The organism is Limnobacter olei, assembly GCF_029087225.1.
Lineage (GTDB): Bacteria > Pseudomonadota > Gammaproteobacteria > Burkholderiales > Burkholderiaceae_B > Limnobacter > Limnobacter olei.
The window spans coordinates 33544-51784 of the sequence record NZ_JARFJD010000030.1 but is presented as its reverse complement, the minus strand read 5'-3'; the positions used below and the strand labels follow the sequence as shown (position 1 = coordinate 51784).

At 54.0% G+C, this 18241-nt stretch carries 16 protein-coding genes; 7 read left to right on the top strand and 9 right to left on the bottom strand.

The genetic code is table 11. The features are described from left to right. Positions 1 to 417: 417 nt before the first annotated feature. Together PY990_RS14615 and PY990_RS14610 are read left to right on the top strand one after the other, a co-directional pair. Positions 418 to 933: a DUF6795 domain-containing protein gene (locus PY990_RS14615; protein WP_275272229.1), complete on the top strand. Its 516-nt coding sequence runs from the start codon at positions 418 to 420 to the stop codon at positions 931 to 933. Continuing rightward, positions 926 to 2152, top strand: a complete 1227-nt coding sequence (locus PY990_RS14610; RefSeq protein WP_275272228.1) for a lipase family protein — start codon at positions 926 to 928, stop codon at positions 2150 to 2152. The genes PY990_RS14615 and PY990_RS14610 overlap by 8 nt, the downstream gene beginning before the upstream one ends. A gap of 7 nt (positions 2153 to 2159) precedes the next feature. Here the strand turns inward: PY990_RS14610 and PY990_RS14605 are convergent, their stop codons facing one another. From PY990_RS14605 to PY990_RS14595, 3 genes are all read right to left on the bottom strand, one after another. Next, positions 2160 to 2552 carry a PIN domain-containing protein gene (locus PY990_RS14605; RefSeq protein ID WP_171101137.1) on the bottom strand — a complete coding sequence of 131 codons (393 nt, stop codon included), beginning with the start codon at positions 2550 to 2552 and terminating at the stop codon, positions 2160 to 2162. Further along, positions 2549 to 2791 (bottom strand): AbrB/MazE/SpoVT family DNA-binding domain-containing protein, encoded by a 243-nt coding sequence (locus PY990_RS14600; RefSeq protein WP_275272227.1) that lies wholly within the window; start codon positions 2789 to 2791, stop codon positions 2549 to 2551. Before PY990_RS14600 ends, PY990_RS14605 begins: the two co-directional genes overlap by 4 nt. Before the next feature lie 104 nt (positions 2792 to 2895). Further along, entirely contained in the window at positions 2896 to 3912 is a 1017-nt protein-coding gene (locus tag PY990_RS14595) for an acyltransferase family protein (RefSeq protein WP_275272226.1), read from the bottom strand. A gap of 126 nt (positions 3913 to 4038) precedes the next feature. Between PY990_RS14595 and PY990_RS14590 the strand changes: the two genes are divergently transcribed. Continuing rightward, positions 4039 to 5058: an HPP family protein gene (locus PY990_RS14590; RefSeq protein ID WP_275272225.1), complete on the top strand. Its 1020-nt coding sequence runs from the start codon at positions 4039 to 4041 to the stop codon at positions 5056 to 5058. Here the strand turns inward: PY990_RS14590 and PY990_RS14585 are convergent. Genes PY990_RS14585 through PY990_RS14565 form a run of 5 tightly spaced genes read right to left on the bottom strand, consistent with a single transcriptional unit; the run spans position 5055 to position 11341 of the window. Next, the gene (locus PY990_RS14585; protein WP_275272224.1) at positions 5055 to 6983 is read right to left on the bottom strand and encodes an esterase/lipase family protein; all 1929 of its coding nucleotides are present in this window, start codon (positions 6981 to 6983) and stop codon (positions 5055 to 5057) included. The two genes, PY990_RS14590 and PY990_RS14585, sit on opposite strands and share 4 nt — an antisense overlap. 37 nt (positions 6984 to 7020) lie before the next feature. Then, positions 7021 to 7614 (bottom strand): nucleotidyltransferase family protein, encoded by a 594-nt coding sequence (locus PY990_RS14580; protein ID WP_275272223.1) that lies wholly within the window; start codon positions 7612 to 7614, stop codon positions 7021 to 7023. Between the two features lie 13 nt (positions 7615 to 7627). After that, positions 7628 to 8650 carry an XdhC family protein gene (locus PY990_RS14575; RefSeq protein WP_275272222.1) on the bottom strand — a complete coding sequence of 341 codons (1023 nt, stop codon included), beginning with the start codon at positions 8648 to 8650 and terminating at the stop codon, positions 7628 to 7630. A gap of 12 nt (positions 8651 to 8662) precedes the next feature. Beyond that, positions 8663 to 10870: a xanthine dehydrogenase family protein molybdopterin-binding subunit gene (locus tag PY990_RS14570; RefSeq protein ID WP_275272221.1), complete on the bottom strand. Its 2208-nt coding sequence runs from the start codon at positions 10868 to 10870 to the stop codon at positions 8663 to 8665. Positions 10871 to 10882: 12 nt separating this feature from the next. Beyond that, positions 10883 to 11341: a (2Fe-2S)-binding protein gene (locus PY990_RS14565; protein WP_275272220.1), complete on the bottom strand. Its 459-nt coding sequence runs from the start codon at positions 11339 to 11341 to the stop codon at positions 10883 to 10885. A gap of 155 nt (positions 11342 to 11496) precedes the next feature. Here PY990_RS14565 and PY990_RS14560 point away from each other — a divergent pair, with 155 nt between their 5' ends. Next, positions 11497 to 12402 (top strand): LysR family transcriptional regulator, encoded by a 906-nt coding sequence (locus PY990_RS14560; RefSeq protein ID WP_105029726.1) that lies wholly within the window; start codon positions 11497 to 11499, stop codon positions 12400 to 12402. Between the two features lie 84 nt (positions 12403 to 12486). Next, complete coding sequence (locus PY990_RS14555; RefSeq protein ID WP_275272219.1) at positions 12487 to 13947, top strand: PepSY domain-containing protein; 1461 nt, start codon at positions 12487 to 12489, stop codon at positions 13945 to 13947. Between the two features lie 228 nt (positions 13948 to 14175). Here PY990_RS14555 and PY990_RS14550 read toward each other — a convergent pair whose 3' ends face one another. Next, positions 14176 to 16236 carry a TonB-dependent receptor family protein gene (locus PY990_RS14550; RefSeq protein WP_275272218.1) on the bottom strand — a complete coding sequence of 687 codons (2061 nt, stop codon included), beginning with the start codon at positions 16234 to 16236 and terminating at the stop codon, positions 14176 to 14178. A 138-nt stretch (positions 16237 to 16374) separates the two neighbouring features. On the opposite strand from PY990_RS14550, the gene PY990_RS14545 reads away from it, so the two are divergent. Both PY990_RS14545 and PY990_RS14540 read left to right on the top strand, forming a co-directional pair. Next, complete coding sequence (locus PY990_RS14545; protein WP_275272217.1) at positions 16375 to 17694, top strand: ATP-binding protein; 1320 nt, start codon at positions 16375 to 16377, stop codon at positions 17692 to 17694. Beyond that, the gene (locus PY990_RS14540; protein WP_275272216.1) at positions 17691 to 18233 is read left to right on the top strand and encodes a response regulator transcription factor; all 543 of its coding nucleotides are present in this window, start codon (positions 17691 to 17693) and stop codon (positions 18231 to 18233) included. Before PY990_RS14545 ends, PY990_RS14540 begins: the two co-directional genes overlap by 4 nt. Positions 18234 to 18241: the final 8 nt, after the last annotated feature.

Genomic DNA, 18241 nt, shown 5'->3' with positions numbered 1-18241 from the left:
GTCTGCTTTCGCCAATAACTCAGACATTTCGGCTGACAGTCCTGATGTACGCGCCGGCCTATAAGCAGCCTTACCAGCGGGGCGACAGGTCACAATAATTTATTTGAATACGACTGAATCCGGGTCTCAGAAGCCTAACCGGCGCGGCAACAACCCTGCTCAAAGTTGCGGTCACTTATCCAGAAGCGCTGCGAGAAATCGGCACCCGATTGACTCGGCTCATGTTAAAGAAAACGCGTTTTTTTAACATGACAGGAATCTCATGTTAACAAACTTGATTAATTTCGATCTGAACTAAAGGTTTTCTGTCGGCTCGGCCAATCCAGCAACCCTTTCGGGTGACCCGAAACAGCGGTTTTTTGAAGCCATAAACTACCCTGCTACTGTATTGCCTTTCCCTTTGACGGCAAACAATTCATGCGCTTTCGTAACCTCGCGCTTCTAGCTCTTGCCTGTACCCCCTTCTTATTTTTGATTCCCCAAGGAGCCCACGCTGTGCGGCAAGATAACCTCATTCTGTCCTCTTCCGTTGAGGGGCAAATATTCGACCATGGCAAACCGGTTTCAGGGTTAAAAGTGCAGCGAATCATTAGCTGGAACATGGAGGCAGAGCCCCGCACCGAAATCACCTCAACCGATAGAGAGGGACGTTTTGATTTTCCGGAAATGCGTGGTTCAGCTGAGTTTGGCTTTTTGGCCAAGCTATTTCACGTACCTAATATTAGCCTTCGAATTTTCATTCCAATTGATGGAAAAGACTACATGGCCTATGCCACATCGAAAAACTCATATCAGGAAAACGTTGAGACGGGACTTCCCTACATACGTATGAAATGCGATCTGAAAGACAAGGAGTTATTTAACGGTAGGTTGCCAATTATCAATTGTGAAGTAGAAGAATCCGAAGAAAGGAAAAGCCTTAAATATGACTAATCTACTTTTACAACCAAACTACGTTCATGCACTTTCGGGTTTTGCATACGAAGCCGATTCCGTTTTTCGCAATCTAAAAGCGGCGAATCCCGGCAAGTCAGTAGCGCACATATCAACCTTGAGTTCAGACGAACTAATTCAAGTGGCTAGGTCCCGAAAACTGCCAATTCAATCGGATGGATTTGGTACACTCGCCGGCCGATCCGGCATCTTCAACATCGACCTCCTCAGCGGTTTCGGCTTCGTGGCACACGGCACCGGCAGCCGCGCCAACGAGCTCGTTCTTGTCACACGCGGCACCAACTTCCAGCACAACAAATTCGATTTGGCAACCAACGCAAACATCGGCTATGGCATTGGTCCACGCGGCAATGTGTTTCACCGTGGGTTCCTGAAAACCTTCAAAAGCTATCAAAGCCAGTTGGTGAATTTTGTATCGCAAAGTGGTGCAAAGCGGCCAAGTACCATTCACTGCATGGGCCACAGCCTGGGTGGTGCCTTGGCCAATTTGAATGCGTGTATGTTGCGCGACGCGGGTTTCAATGTGTGTCTTTACACCATTGGCGCACCGCGTGTGGGTATTGTTAGCTATGCGCAAGACATCACCAAGCAAATTGCACCGGGGCAAATTAGGCGTATTGCCAACCCCTGCGACCCAGTGCCCATGGTGCCCTTGTTTCCTTACATGCACGCCTCGCGCGGGTCTTCTGAATTATTGATACGGCATGGCGAAAAGGTGGGTATTGATGCGCACCTGTTGCACAGCGGTTATTCCAAAATGGCCTACAGCAGCAGTTGGAGCGATTTTTCTCCGATGCCGTATGGCTTGTCGCAATACACCGATTTGTCCCGAGAGTTTGCGAAACTGGGGGGCGGTGGCATGTTCAATGCCAAGCTGCTCGACCTGGTGGGCAAACTGACCGAGCAGGTGTTGCGCTCAATGGGATACGCCTACCTGGTCACCGTGCAGGGTGGATTAAGCCTTGCCGTTACAGCGGCAGATCTGCTTTCAGAAGTGCTGGTGAAAGCCGCAAACGCCAGCAAGCTACTGGCTGAGGATGTGTTCACCATTGTGAATTCCATGCTTGATTTTCTGGGGCGTGCACCGATCAGCGGCACAGCGCTCACCATTCAAACCCTGCACTGGATTCTTGGGCAATTCAGCACGGAAATGGCTGGGCGGGCGCAGCAGGCCATGTTGAAGGCGCAGCGGGGTTAGTTTTAAATCAAACAGGTTTAAATCCCGCCGTCTTAATGGCATGGGTGTCGAAGCTAACACAGTGCAGGCATCCGGCTTTGTTTGCGGTTCGCTCGATTAGGCAATCGGAAAAGTCTGCTTTTGATGTTTCGAAAATTTTCAGTGCTTTAATTGCTATTTCCGTATTTTCAACAAGCAGTTCACGTGTGCTCAACAATGTTTCAAGAATTGCTACTACTTCAGGTTTGCTTGCTTTGTAGCAGCTTTGCATAACCCACACCAGTTCAACCAGTGAAACTTGAGAAATAAATCCAGGGTTTTCCGTTGTAAGCGATGTAATCAGTTTGGTGGCGATGGGGGATTGTTTGGCATCATCTTGGGCGATATAGCGGACCAGTACGTTGGTATCAAGGCCGATCATCGGGCTTTGGCCCCTTGTTTGGCAATCGCCAAGTTCATATCTTCGATGCTTACAGGTGATAACGGTTTGCGCAACATGCCTTTAAGAGCGTGTACGGAATTTGTTGCTGCAACAATTGCAAACTTTCCCTTTTCTGTTTCAACAAATTCAACCCTGCTGCCGGTTTCCAGCCCAAGCGCAGCGCGCACCCCTGCGGGAATTGTAATTTGTCCTTTGGATGTTACTGAAGCTGTAGCCATGATTGATATATCCCTTGATATAATTTCCTTACTTTAGAGTAAGGAGTTTTGCCTGTCAAATGAATTTTATTGGAGAAGGGCGCACCCCAGGTGGGAGAACAACCTTACTTCTCAACCCCCCAATACAACACCCACCCCGCCGCAACACTAATCACCCAGGTCAGCAAAAACGCGGTCAACATTTCCGCAAAACTGCTCAAGCCCAAGGCAATCACCACTGAACTTGCAAACACAGCAATGCCGTAGTGAATCAGAAAAACCGAGTATGAAATATCGCCCAGCCAGCGCACTGGGCCTTGAACAATCACACTGACCAAGCTTTCAATACGATCACTGTTCATCAACAGCAAAGCTGTTACACCCGTCAACAACAAGCGCTCGCGCCATTCAATCCACAGTGCAATGCTCAGCAGGCCCGCAATCAGCAAGCTGACCCAAGCCACTTTGCCTTCACCTTGAGCCCAATGGGCGGCAACGCCCAAGCCGTAGGCACCGAAAAAATACCAAGCCCATTCGTCGTGTTCAGCATTTCTGTTCCACACCAACAAGGAGGCGAGGGTCATGGCAATTGCCAGCAGCAACAATCCTTGCTGGGGTTCAAGCAATTTCAGCCCGCCGGTTTTTTGGCTCACCCACGCCATCAACACTAACACTGCGTAAAGTTGCAGGTCGATTGCCACATACCAAACCCCGGCCGACAAAGCCTCCACTTCTACAATGTCGTGTAACAAGAATGCATGGGCTAGCAGTTGGGTAAAACTTGGCAAATCAGCCACTTCCTCATGCATCGCAATTTTGCCGCCCAGCCAGCCCAGCAACACGGCCACAGCAATGGCTATCCAGAAAGGTTTGGCCAGGCGCAGAAAGCGTTTTTTGAACAGGGGCCAAACCGCCACATCACGTGCCTTACCCAGCAAGCTGAACATGGACTGCGCCGCCAAAAAGCCGCCAATCACCAAAAAAATTTGCACCACATAGCGACCCTCATCGGCGATAAAACCCAGCAAACCGGGCCACTTGGCTTGCAGCACCGGCGACATGGGTGTGTACAGCAACAGGTGGTGAACCACAATAATTTGTGAGGCCAGGGCTTTCAGCAGGTCGACGGTGGAATTGCGCACAGGGCATGCAGAAGGAATGGGCAATTGCGAAGTATAAAGCGAGTTGCCACAACCGATGCGGGTAGAAATGGATTGACCTGAACTGCACCAACTTGGTGCTTCATCACAATTTACAGGAGTATCATCATGGGCTTGTTTCAAACAAACCTGTTGATTCCAAACATGAAACTCTCCATCCGGGCTTTGCGCGCCTTGTCCGTGACCAGGTCGATTCTTGGCTTCGAATCCAATTCCACCAGCCCCCGCGAGAAAGCCATTTCTGGCTTGGGTGCCTTTTTGGGAATCTTGATGGTGTGTTGGATGTCCAGTTTTGTGGTTCAGGGCACCGATGCAATTTTGGTGGTCGCATCCATGGGTGCAACAGCGGTTTTGTTGTTTGCTGTACCGCACGGCACCTTGTCGCAGCCTTGGGCGCTGATGGGTGGGCATTTTGTATCGGCACTCATTGGCGTTACTTGCGCGCGTTACATTCCGCACACTTATTTGGCTGCGGCTTTGGCGGTGGGTTTGGCGGTGGGCGTGATGTACTGGGCCAATTGCATTCATCCGCCGGGCGGGGCTACGGCGCTCACCGCCGTGTTGGGCGGTGAATCCATTTCAAACCTGGGTTATTGGTACATGATCAACCCGGTGCTGTTGAACACCTTGGCTATTTTGTTTGTGGCGGTCAGTTTCAATGCGCTGTTTGCCTGGCGGCGCTACCCCAACCATTTTGCACGCAAGCAGAAAAGGCCCGTGGAGGCCCTGTCGGAAACTGGAGCCAGCCTTACCCACGAAGATTTTGCAGCCGCGATTGCCCGCATGGATTCCTATGTGGACGTGAGTGCAGATGTGTTGGCCGAGCTGTTCGAATATGCCACCAAGCATGCCGATGAGCAAAGCACTCACCCCCAAACCCTGACCGTGGGCGCTTTCTACAGCAACGGCCAAGTGGGTTATCGCTGGTGCGTGCGCGAGTTGCTGGACATGTCATTAACCACGCCTTACAAGGGCGAGGCCGGGCAACAAGTGATTTACAAAAATGTGGCCGGTGCCGATTTGTATGAAACCGGTTTGAGCAATGTCGAGGCCTTCAAGCGCTGGGCGCGCTACGAGGTGGTGTTGCAGGACGGTCGCTGGCTGCCAGTGAAAGCAGCCACGCATTAACGTTGGCTTTCTTGTAGCCGGTTCAGGTGTTCGTGAAGAATTCGGCGCACTTCAACAATGGCCTCGGGCGTTTCCTGCACGCTGTGCCAGGAGTTCACCACCAGTTCTGAGGCTGCACCCTCCAGTTTTGCGCTGGCATAGGGCACCACACCATCGCTGCTGGCCTCAAGAATAACGCCGGGTGTATCGTTGCCCATGATGGAGTGGTAGGTCACCTTGCTCGAGATCGGCAATTTGGAGGACTCTCGCACGAACGGGTCTTGGTCACTAAGGTTCTTGATGCTGTTGATTGAGCCCACCAGCGGTTCATTCGAGGCTTCATCGGGATTCACCAACAGCTGGCCGATTTCAGTTACACGGCTTAGTACTGTTGCTGGCAAGCGAATAAGCCCCGACACAAAACGCGCAAAACGATTTTCTGCATAGGGGGTTCCGCGGTGTGGTGCTGCAATGAAAATGGCTCGCGTGGGTTGCGGCATGGCATCGAAAATTACATAGGGCTCAATTTTTTGGCGAAGCCTTGCCTCGCGCTGTTCTGAAATGTTGTAGCGGTCGAGCACCGATTCCCACAATTGGTCGCCCGAATTCGACACCATCAGCCGTGCCAACACGCCACCCATGCTGTGGCCAATCAACACCATTTCTGTGGAAGCCCTTCGCTTGCCTTGCGGATCAAAGTTTTTCAACGTGGCATTCACAGCTTCGCGAATCTCGCGGTTGTTGAATGGCAGTGGCAAATTGGTGGGGTAGTACACCTGCCAAATCTGAAAATTCTGGCGAAGTTCTTCGTCACCCAACACTTCATTGGCCACGTTCACCCAGGCCTCCGGGCTGCTGGCCAAACCATGCAGCATGAGAATAACCCGGCGGTTGGGGTCGAAGGGTTGCATCAAATAAATGCGGGGTTTGTCCAGCGTTTCACTGCGACCAATCAGCGACAACAAGCTTTCTTGCGCAAAACCTGAGCGGGCCAGCCACAAGCCATAACCCGATGTGAAGTTGGCGGCCAGTGGTACTCGAATACCGCGAACATCCACACTCGAATTTCGGTGAGGATCAAAACCTTGCAGTTCTACTTGCCTGCCGTCTAGAACAGACTCAATGCTGTTGCCGGGAAAGTGCAACATCACGGTGACAGAAGGAAAGGGTGTTTCGCTCCAGGGCTTGTTTTCGTCTTCCCGTTTCACCACGCTGTCTGCAAACACGGCCACCAATTCAGCACCGAGGCCGTCTCGCCGGTATTGGTTGCGCAGGCCTTTGAAAGTCAGTGAAGACGCCGCCACCAATTCATTGGGCAATTGGCCCTTGTGGCTTAAGCTGATGCCCGCAGTGCTGCCGCTGACTTTCCACGGGTCGAAGTGCAGCAGGTAGGTTTTTTCCTGAGAAACCGATTGCTCAAGTTGATCGCGGTAGCGGTTGAACAAACCCACCACAGCCTGCTGGGTTGAAAAATTGTAGTAGTCCCGCACTTGGGCTTGCCGGTCTTCCAAGGCGCGCAAGTCGGGTGTGCGGCTCGTGAAAAACAGGTAAGCGTAGGCGTGCTTTGCACTTTCAAGGTAGGCGGAAAGGGTGGCGGCTTTCAGCGCATCGTTGGCGGGTTCCAGTTTCTGCGCTTCTTCGTTTTGCAAGGCCTCTTGAAGCCAAAGTTCAGATATCGTCGACAAACGTTGCTCGTCGCTCAAGCCAATGGAAGCAATCAGCAATTTTCTGCATTCAGAAATATTGCTGTTACAACGTGCCTCGTTGGTGCCAACTACCTGAAGTGCTGTACGCGCGGATGCGCTGAGTTGGCCGGTGGTGAGCACATCGCCCCGGCGGGCCGACAGGTAATCTTCCGAACTGACCGAGCCCACGCTGACCATGGCGCAGCCCGATACGGTGAGGGCGAGCAGCGTGGTGGTGGCGAGGAGGGTGAGGTTGAACATGTGTGTGCTGCGGCTACCTTGAACGAAGATCCTGATTCTACGCGAGGTCCTCTGGTACATCCACGTCTTGCAACACATCAGCGCTTGGCCAGTTAATCGCAATCATGTCGGCGTTGCGCAGCAAATGTTTGGCACCCACATCACCTTGCAAGGCAATCAGGGAACCTGCCCATGCGCGTGTTAGCCCCACTGGGTGCCCACGCTTGCCTTCAAAGCAGGGGGCCACGGCATGTAATTCCTGTGCATTCACTTTCAAGAGTTCAGCGTGCACCAGAGCAATTGCTTCAACGGGCACCCACGGCATATCCCCCAGCGAAATGATGAACCCGGTGATGCCTGGTTTTTTCTCCACGCTATGCTTCACTGCCGCAGCCAGTGCGCTGCCCATGCCGTGCTGTGCTTCCGGGCTGATCAACACTTCGCAGCCTGCATCGAACAGGCAATGCACACGCTTGGGTTGGTGGCCTTGAATAACAGCCAGTGTGCCGGGCAGCATCTTGCTCATGGTGCTGCCACTGTGCCACAACACAGGCTTGCCAGAATCGGGGCGAAGTTGCAGCAGCTTGTCCTTCTCTCCGCTGGGGTCAAAGCGCTGGCCCCGGCCTGCGGCCAGCAAAATACCCTGAATCATGGCCTGGGCTTTTTCATTTTGCGCAGGCGCTCAAGGTGTCAGCAGCCACTTTAAGTGCGGCTTTGGCTTGCGCTACGTTCAACACCTTGTCGCCGGCAACGCCGTTTTTCATGGCCACCAGTTCGGCGGCAATTGAAACAGCGATTTCAGCCGGTGTGCGGCTGCCAATGTAAATACCCGCGGGGCCGCGCAAGGTTGCGGCCTGCTCTTCGCTCACGCCAAATTCCAGAAGGCGGGTTCGGCGGGTTTCGTTGTTGCGGCGCGAACCCAGCGCAGCCACATAAAATGCAGGGCCTTGCAGGGCTTCCATCAAGGCAAGGTCGTCCAGCTTGGGGTCGTGGGTCAATGCAATCACGGCCATGCGTGCGTCGGGTTTCATCGCAAGCACCACATCGTCGGGCATTTCTCGTGTCAACGTGGTGCCCGGCTCATTCCATTCATCGGCGTATTCTTCACGTGGGTCGCATACTGTGACAGCAAAGTCGAGTGCCACGGCCATGCGCGCCAGTTGCTGGCTTAACTGGCCTGCACCAATCAGCAACAGGCGGTAGCGTGGGCCGAATACACTGATCAGTGTGGTGCCATCGAACACCAAACCCTGCTCGGGGTGGGTGGGCTCCAGTTTGCGTTCGCCTGTTTTTATGTTCAGGCTGCGCTGCACCAGTTTTCCTGCTTTCAATGCGTTCAGCAAATCGGTCAATTCATTGGCTGCAGCCAGGGGCTCAAGCACCAGTTCCATGGTGCCACCGCAGGGCAAGCCGAAGCGCCGGGCCTGCTCTGCACCCACACCATAACTCACCAGTTGGGGTTGCACCGGGAAGCCGTCTTTGTTCAACAGGCGGTCAATTAAATCGTCTTCAATGCAACCACCCGATACACTGCCAACGGCATGGCCGTCGTCGCGCAAGGCTAGCAGCGAGCCGGGTGGTCTGGGGGAAGAGCCCCAAGTGCGCACCACCGTCGCCAGCACCACACCGTGGCCGTTTTCAAGCCACCGGTGTGCCCGCTGCAACACTTCAAGATCAAGACTTTCCATGTTGCTGCTCCTTTACGCTTTCAGTTGTTCACCAATCGGCAGTTTGCGAATGCGCTTGCCGGTTGCATTGAACAAGGCGTTGGCCAATGCCGGTGCCAATGGTGGAACCCCGGGTTCGCCCACACCGGTTGGCTTTTCGCCAGACTGAACCATGTGCACTTCGACCTTGGGCATTTCGTTGATGCGCAACACTGGGTAGTCGTGGTAGTTCGACTGCTGCACTTCACCGTTCTTCAGGGTGATTTCTCCCATTAGCGCGGCAGACAGCGCGAATCCAATGCTGCCCTCCATCTGCGCTTTCACCACATCTGGATTCACCACCACGCCGCAATCCACGGCGCACACCACGCGGTCTACCTTGAAGTTGCCATCCTTCTGAACAGTTACTTCAACAACCTGTGCTACAAAACTATTGAACGATTCATGCACCGCAATGCCACGGCCACGTTTGGCGCCATCGGCAGCAGGCGCGAGTGTGCTGCCCCAACCTGCTTTCTCGGCTGCCAGTTTCAACACCCCGGCATGGCGGGGGTGCTTGCTAAGCAGAGCTTGCCTGTATTTGACCGGGTCTTGTTTGGCTTGCTCCGCCAGTTCGTCGAGAAATACTTCGGTGGCATAAGCCGTGTGTGTAGAACCCACGGCTCTCCACCACAGAACGGGTACCTGAACCTGGTCGTTGGTGGTGTGCAAGTCCACCAGCATATTTGGAATTTGATAAGGCAGGTTTGCAGACCCCTCCACCGAAGTGGCATCCACGCCATCTTTGACCATGACGGCTTCGAAGGGTGAGCCTTTAATGATGGATTGGCCTACAATCCGGTTCTCCCAGGCAATTGGCTGGCCATTCGGGCCCAATGCGGCACGCACGCGGTGCACATACGCGGGCCGGTAGTAGCCGGCCTTCATATCATCTTCACGGCTCCACACCAGTTTCACTGGGGCTTTGCCTTTGATGGCTTTCACAATGTGGGCGGCTTCAACCAGGTAATCGGCTTGTGAGCTGGCGCGGCGGCCAAAACTGCCCCCAGCATACAACATGTTCAGCTTCACCTGCTCTGGCTTCAGCCCCAGTACATTGGCCAAAGCGGCTTGGTCGGGCGTTTGCATTTGTTCGCCGTTCCACACTTCTACACCATCTTTGTCCAGCTTGATCAGGCAGTTCAGGGGTTCCATGGCTGCATGGGCAAGAAACGGAAAATGGAATTCAGCTTGCAGGTTATTTTTTCCTTTGGCCAATTGACCTGCAGCATCGCCTTGCTTGCGGGCAACCGCGCCCGGCTTGTCCAGCAGCTTGGTGTAGTCCGTGTCAATCTGTTCAGTGGTGCCGTTGTAAGCTTTGGAGAAATCCCATTCAATGTTCAATGCATCCCGGCCTTTTTTTGCAGTCCAGTAGTTGTTGGCCAACACGGCCACGCCACTGGGAATGGTGACCACGTCGGACACGCCCTTGACTGCGCGTGCCGCCTTGTCATCCACTTTTTTCACTGTGCCACCGAACCTGGGGGGATGTGCCACAACAGCCACCAGCATGCCGGACAGCTTCATGTCTTGCGTAAATACAGCGGTGCCGTTGGTTTTGGCTACACTGTCTTTTCGGGGGGCGGTTTTACCGATCAGTTTGAAATCTTTCGCATCTTTCAACACCACTTTCTCGGGCACGGGCTGCTTGCTGGCTGCTTCGGCCAATTCACCAAAGGTGGCTTTCCGATTGCTTTTGGCGTGAGAAACCACGCTGTTGGCCACCGTGATTTCACTGGCAGCTACCTTCCATTGCGCGGCCGCGGCATTCACTAACATGGCACGTGCTGCGGCGCCTGCCGATCGCATTTGTTCAAATGAGTTGGCAATCGCAGTGCTTCCCCCGGTGGCTTGAACGCCGAAGAACAGGTTGCTGTAGCGCGTGGCGTCGGCGGCTGCGCCTTCCACTTTGACTGTCGACCAATCGGCATCCAGTTCCTCGGCCACCAGAGTGGCAAGGCCGGTGTATACGCCCTGACCCATCTCTAGGTGTTTGGAAAACACGGTGATGGTGTTGTCGCTGGCAATGGTTACAAACGCGTTGGGTGCGAAGGGGCCTGCCTGAACTGCGCTGCCTGCAAATCCGGGGCCGCCCGCTTTCAGCTTGTTGGATGCGAACGCGGTGGGGATGCTGACCGCAAGTGTTAAGCCAGCGCCTGCTTTCAGAAAGTCGCGGCGAGAAACGTTGGTGATGATGCGCATGAATGTTTCTCCTTAAGCCAATGTTTTGGCGGCTTCGTGAATGGCCGCGCGAATGCGAACATAGGTGGCGCAGCGGCACACATTGCCTGCCATGGCTGAGTCAATGTCCTCGTCGGTGGGCTTTGGGTTGCTGGCTAGCAACGCAGTGGCCGACATGATTTGCCCCGATTGGCAATAACCGCACTGCACCACGTCGAGCTTTTGCCAGGCCGCCTGCACGGCTGTGCCCACTTTGTCGTTTTGCATAGCTTCAATCGTGGTTACTTTTTTGCCCGCCACGGCGGACACGGGGGTTGAGCAGCTGCGCACCGGTTCACCGTCAACATGTGCGGTGCACGCGCCACAAAGGCCCATGCCGCAGCCAAATTTGGTGCCTGTCATGTCCAGGTCGTCGCGAAGTACCCACAGAAGGGGTGTATCGCCATCCACATCCACGCGGACGGCTTTGCCGTTCACCTCAAAGTCAACCATACAACCTCCGGATCTTGAAAATTCGAATTATTCGGGCGCAGCATGACAAATGCTGCGGTGCACCCATTGTCGAAGTCTAGCCCCCTTGATTATCAAGATAAAGACGGATATGGTGTATTGGTTATCAACGTAAGGTTCACAATAGGGAATTGTTCATGGTGCTCGACAAAGACCTGCTGGACGGCATTCCGGTGTTTTTAACTGTGGCTGAACACAGCAGTTTTACATTGGCGGCCGCGCAGTTGGGCATTACGCCCACAGCGGTGAGCAAGGCGATTCGGGTGCTGGAAGAACGCCATGGCGTGGTGTTGTTTCAGCGGACCACCCGCAAAGTTGCTTTGACCGAAGCAGGGCAGGCTTTGTTCTCGCGTTTGAACCCCGCTACGCAGGAAATTGATGAGGCAATTGCCGCTTTGGGACAATTTCGGGAAAAGCCGATCGGCACGCTTCGACTGAATATGAAACGATCGGCCTGCACCTATTTGGTCGAGCCTATTGTGGCCGAGTTCCGCCAGAAGTACCCGGATGTGAAACTGGATATCACGATTGATGAAGGCCTGACCGATTTGCTGGAAGGTCGCTACGATGCAGGTATTCGCTTGGGCGAATCGGTAGACAAGGACATGGTGGGCGTGCGCCTGACTCCCGATCTGGCTTTTCATGTGGTGGGCAGCCCGGAATATTTCAAGCGCCATGGCAAACCTGCAAAGCCTGAGGATTTGCAGCAACACGATGCAATCATGTACCGCTTCGTGACCAGCGGTACCTTTCACCGTTGGGAGTTTGTCCGTAGCAAGCGGCAGTTTTTTGTAGACTTGCCAAGCCCGGTGGTGGTGAACAACCGGGATATCCTGATCAACTTTGCACGCCAGGGTTTGGGTTTGGCCTACGTGGCGCAGTACGAGGTAGAGCGCGAGTTGGCAGAGGGCAGCCTGGTGCCTGTGCTGAGCGAGTTCATTCCGAAAACCTCAGGTTTGTATTTGTACTTTCCAGCACGCACGCAAGCGCAGTTGAAGTTGCGCGCTTTCATCGACATGGTGACCAAAGTGCGTGGCGCATAAGTTTCCCTGCGACGATATGTCGCAGCCTTGTCTGCAAACACTGCCGGATAATTCGTGCTTGTTTGGGCAAGCGTGAATTCCACCATGAAAATCAAGTTATTGAAACTGCACCGCGCATTGGCGTTGTTCGGCTTTGCCGCCATGTTGCTGTGGGGCGTGTCGGGTTTGTTGCACCCCTGGCTTACCACTTTTGGCGTGCAACAGAAGGTGTTCGCGCCACCCCAACGTGTATTGAATCTGCAAGACGCATTGCCTCTTGAACAAATCCTGAAAAAGGCTGGGGTTGAACAGGCACAGTCTGTTCGGTTGGTGGTGGCGGAATCGGCCAATTTGTTACAAATCACTGAATCGCAATTTGCACCCAGGCGCTATTTCGACTTGAACACCGGGCTGGAGTTGCCCAATCACGATCCGGTTTATGCAGCTTTTTTGGCCCGTCACTATTTGAATGCACCTTACGCAGAAATCGCCAAGGTGGAGCGCATTGAGAAATTTTCCAATGACTATCCAGCGGTAAACCGCTTGTTGCCGGTGTACCGGGTGCAATTTGATCAGGCCGATGGCCTGAACGCCTATGTGTACACAGAAGCTGCTTCTTTGGCGGCGGTTTCGGACAACACCAAGCACCGGGTTCAAACGGTGTTTCAGTGGCTTCACACCTGGAGCTGGATGCCCAGTGCGGCCGAGACACCCCGTGTGTGGTTGATCGCTGTGCTGGTAGGTGTGCTGTTCACGATGGCTTGTAGTGGTTTGGCCATGCTGGTGTTGATTCGACGAAAGGTACGTGCAGCGGGCGCCAAGGGTTGGCACCGAATAGCAGGCTATGTGCTGGTGGTGCCTGTGTTGATGTTTTCTTTCAGCGGTGTGTACCACGTGGTGCAGCATGGTTGGCCTGAGGAGCAATCGAAGCTGGCCATGCGCCCGGCAATTGACCTGCAAAAATTGCACTTCCCGCTTCATTCCAACTGGGCTGAAATGACTCGAGATTTACCAGTGACAGGTTTATCGCTGGTTGCAAACCAGAATGGCGAGCTGTTGTATCGCCTCGCTTTGCCTCTTCCAAAAAATGGTCTGCCTGATAATCCACAAGCCATACGCAATGCGCGCTTTGACGGTGTTCAGCCAACAGGCCCCGCCATTTATCTGAATGCGAACACTGGTTTGTTGTGGCAAGACGGCGATCGTGAAATGGCTCATCAACTTGCGCAGCTCCACACGGGCCTTCCGCGCGAGGCTGTTATAAAAGTGAGTTTAGTCACGCGCTTTGGCGGCGATTACGACTTTCGAAACAAGCGCTTGCCGGTGTGGAAGTTTGAGTACCGCGCACCCTTGAATGCCAGCGTTTTTGTGGACACAGCCACAGGCGTGCTGGCTGACATGACCCTGAATTCAGCGAAACCCGAGATCTGGAGTTTCAGCATGCTTCACAAATGGAGCTTTCTGGGTGGATTGGGGCGCGATGTGCAAAACATCGTGATGTGCGTGGTGGTTGTGCTGGCCATGGTGATGATGGCCGGGTTTGGACTGCGGAGTCGGCGTAAGTGATTTGTGCTTGAGATTGGAGTCACAGGTGAGGTAAAAGTAAATTCTTGTTGTGCCTAAGCAAGTCTTCTGGTTCCGGCTTGATGCTTCTGGCTTGGGGCATGCGCAACGCTTTGGCGTCTTCGCATCGACTCCTTACGGAGTCGCCCCGCGCTGCGAATCCGCCGGGAAGCCGTGCAAAGCCGGCACAACAAGAATGTACCTTCACCTCCCTTGTTCACTCACTTCACCTCACCACTTCACCTCAACGCCCGCGTAAATGCTCCTGCCTTCACCCGGCGCAAACTGTGCTGAATCTGCCCCATTGGCATTCACAATCACACCCGTGGTGGCGGCATACACTTTGTCTGTCAAATTGCGGGCATCCATAAACACGCGCAGTGTGTCGCTGAATTTGTACGATGCATTCAAGCCCACTAGCAGGTAGGGGTCTGAGGCCAGTGTGTTCGCCAAATCCACAAAGTAGCCTTGCGGCACGTATTCAATGTTGGGTGACAGGGACCAGCCCAAAGTATTGGAGTAGTCCAGTTTGGCCCGCACATAGTGTTCCGGAATTCCCGGTATGGCGGCGTTGCCGTACACGCGGTCATTGTCAAAACGGAATCGGCCAAAGGTGTAAGCCAGTTGCCAGTTCAAAGTATCGCCAGCCCTGAGCAAATCACGCGTGAAAGGCCCGGCAAGCCCAATCTCCATACCTTGATGCACCGTGTTGTCTGCATTCAGAATTGCGCTCAGGCCCGGCACCAGCGGGTTGAGTTGGTAACTCACAAACTCATTGTTCAACTGGCTGTAGTAGGCGCTGATGTCCCAGCGAATTTCTTGGGTCACTCCGCGGGTACCCAATTCAAACGTCGTCGATTCCTGTGCCTCCAGCGCACGCGTGGGGCTTGTTTCAGAGAATGTGGGTGGCTCGAACGCGCGGCTCAAATTGCCGTACACCTGCACAGTCTCGCTGGCCTGCCAAAGCAAGCCGGTTTTCGGGCTGAACTGCGCGTAGCGGCGTTGGTAGCTTCCATCGCCATCGCTTAAAAACTGATCGTCTGCCGTGCGTTTGGCGTGGGTCCATTGCAGGCCATTGATCCATTGCACGGAATCAGTCAGGTGCAGGCGGCTTTCTCCGTACAACTCCATGTTGTGGGCTTTCTGGTCTTCATGGCTTCGAAGGCTGATTCGATCGCCGCGAACATGGTTGAATATGCGCGCCTCGGTGATGCCGTGCACTAGGTTATAACCCAGGGTGGTGTCGTGCCGTAAACCCCACAATTCACCTTGTGCAATCCGGTTGCCAAAGGTACCCACATCGCGGGTTTGCTGGTCAATCAAACCGAAGCTCAAGGGGTGGTAAAGGTTTTTGTCCACTGCATACACACCCGCGTTGTACTCGACGCCTGTTGGCGAAATCCAGGTGGTTTTGTTGGCAAGGCGGGTAATCAGAAAGTCGCGCTGCGAATTGGCAGCGGCCGACGCGGCATTGGCCTGTGTGGGGTTGGTTTGCAACTGCACCTTGGTCAAGTTGCCGGGCAGTTCCTGGTTCAGGTCACCGTGAATCACATAAAAACGGGTTTCCAGTTGAGGTGAAATCTTCAAACTCGCATTGGCGTTCAAACGAGTATTTTTTTGCCCACTGAATTGCCGAAACCCGTCAGAACGCAATTGCGAGAGCGATGCAAAATAATCCCAATTGCCCAGCACATCGCCGGTTTTAAATTGCGCGCGCGCAAATTCATGGCTGCCAGCATCCAGGCGCAACAGGCTGTTGGGTGTGGTGTAGCCGGTGGGTGTCACAAAATTAATGGCCCCGCCCAGGTTTGCCGCACCGTACTGCAAGGCATTGGCTCCTTTGTACACTTCAACGTGTTGCAGGGCCAATGGGTCGATGTCCTGAAAATCCGAGCCACCGTCTGCCAGGTTAATTGGAATACCATCTTGCAAAAGACGTATGCCACGCATGTGAAAGGTGCGCGACAGGCCCGAGCCTCGAATGCTCAGCCGTGCTTCTTCATTCACCCGGCTTTGCGCAAATACGCCGGGCGTAAAGTCCAGCATGTCTTTGATGGTCACTGCTTTGCCTGCTTCAAAGCTTTCAGCATCAACCACTGCGGTGCCGCCTGCTGTCTGGTTCAGCTTTTGTTTGGCCACTTGCACACTGGCTGCGCTCAGTGCTTCGCGTTGGGCCTGAACTTCCACGCTGCCGAGTGCCGGGTTTGCAAACACCGGTTGAGCCAGTGGTGCAAAAGCCAACAGCAGGCCTGTAGACAAGGTAGGCATTTTGAAAGAAGCATGAACGCGCATCGCATAGTCCGGGCAAGATCAACCAGCACGCTTTATACGCCACGGCCCGCACTGCGAGAATGCGGCATATTGTCGCAGCCGGGCTGCACACCTCACAATTTCAAGGCAGCGAAGCAAGAAGCCACTTAGAATGTGAGCATGAAAACAAGCCTGTTTCCCGACCACCGTCCCTTCATGCACCTTTGGACTGAAGGCTTGATGGACCAAAGCGATTTGTCCGTTCGCCGCCAGCAAATGGTGACAGTGATGTGGATGCGTACGCTTGCGCTGGCCGCTCAGGTTTTGCTGTTGGCGGTGGTCGGCTTGCTGTTGCACGTCAGTCTTCCCTGGCCGGTATTGACAGTCATTTTGGGTGCGCTGGTTTTGCTCAATGCCATCACCTTTATCCGCCTGCGGCAGGGGCATTCGGTGGGCAGCTTTGAAGTGGCTGCCCAATTGTTTGCCGATCTGGCCGCCTTCACCTTTGTGCTTTATTTCACAGGTGGCGTGACCAATCCTTTCGTGTCACTTTATTTGCCGCTACTGGGCCTGGCTGCGGCACTGCTGCCTTGGGCGCAAGTTGCTGTGCTTGCCTTGTTCAGCGTGGTGGCTTACACAGTGCTGATGGGCAATTACATACCTTTGGTGCTGGCCAATCCCGACGATGGCGTGCACTTTCACCTGGTGGGTATGTGGTTGAATTTTTTGGTCAGCGTGTTGATTTTGGTGGGTTTTGTGGCGCGTTTGAGCTCGTCGATTCGCAACCGCGACCAAGCCTTGGGGCGCGCGCAGCAACGTTTGGCCAGCGAGTCGCGTTTGGCGGCACTGGGCAATCAGGCTGCTTCCATTGCCCACCAGTTGGGCACGCCAGTGTCGACCATTGCCACCATTGTTTCAGACTGGAAAAACGACCCCGCCATGCAGGCGCAGGTCCGGGAAATGAATGTTCTCAGTGCCCAGGTCCAATCCATCACCGATACGCTGGGTCAACTTCGCGCTCAAATCGAAGTCAACCCTCGCCACAATGCCGATGCGCAAATGATCAAACCCAGCGAATGGCTTCAGACCACATTGGGTATTTGGCGAACTCGCAACCCACAACATGAAGTGCGCTTGATGCCCAGCATTGCCTCTATTGCAGGCGAATTCAAAGTACGCAAAGAGTTGCTTGAATTGGGTTTGGTTACTCTTTTGGACAATGCCGCACAAAGCCAGCAGCGTGCCTGCGTTGGCGAACCACTTCAGGTCGGTATGCAATGCGACCATGAAAGCCTGACCCTCTTTGTGAATGACGCAGGCAGTGGTATTGATACTGAGTTGTTGCCGAAAATCGGGCAACAATTGTTTCAAGCCAATGGGCAAGGCATGGGCCTTTTTTTACTGGCCAACCTTTTGGAACGTGAAGGCGGAAAGTTGAGCCTTCGCAACTTGAACCCTGGTGTTTGCGCCAGTTTGAGCTTGCCGGTGCTCTCGCAATGACGCGCTCAATTTTGATTGTGGACGATGATGAGGTGTTTGCGAATACCCTTGCTTTGTCGCTTGAACGCAAGGGTTTCAAGACCGATGTGGCATTCAGCAAGGAGCGGGCCCTGCTTGCTGCCGGGCAACAGCAATTCACCGACATTACGCTTGATTTGAATTTGGGTGAGCAATCGGGTTTGCAGTTGATCACCCAGCTTCGTGGTTTGCAGCCCAGTGCCAATATTTTGATACTGACTGGCTACGCCAGCATTGCCACCACCGTACAGGCCATCAAGCTGGGTGCTGATAATTATTTGGCCAAGCCCGCTGACAGTTCGGCAGTGTTGCGGGCTTTGGACGATGATTCAGGCAGTGTTGCTTCAAATGACGACGAAGCTTCTGACTTTCAACCGATGTCGGTTTCCCGCTTGGAGTGGGAGCATATTCAGCGGGTGCTCAACGAACATGAAGGGAATGTATCGGCCACGGCGCGTGCGTTGAACATGCACAGGCGAACTTTGCAGCGCAAGCTGGCGAAGCGGCCTGTTGGGCGCTAGATGTCTTG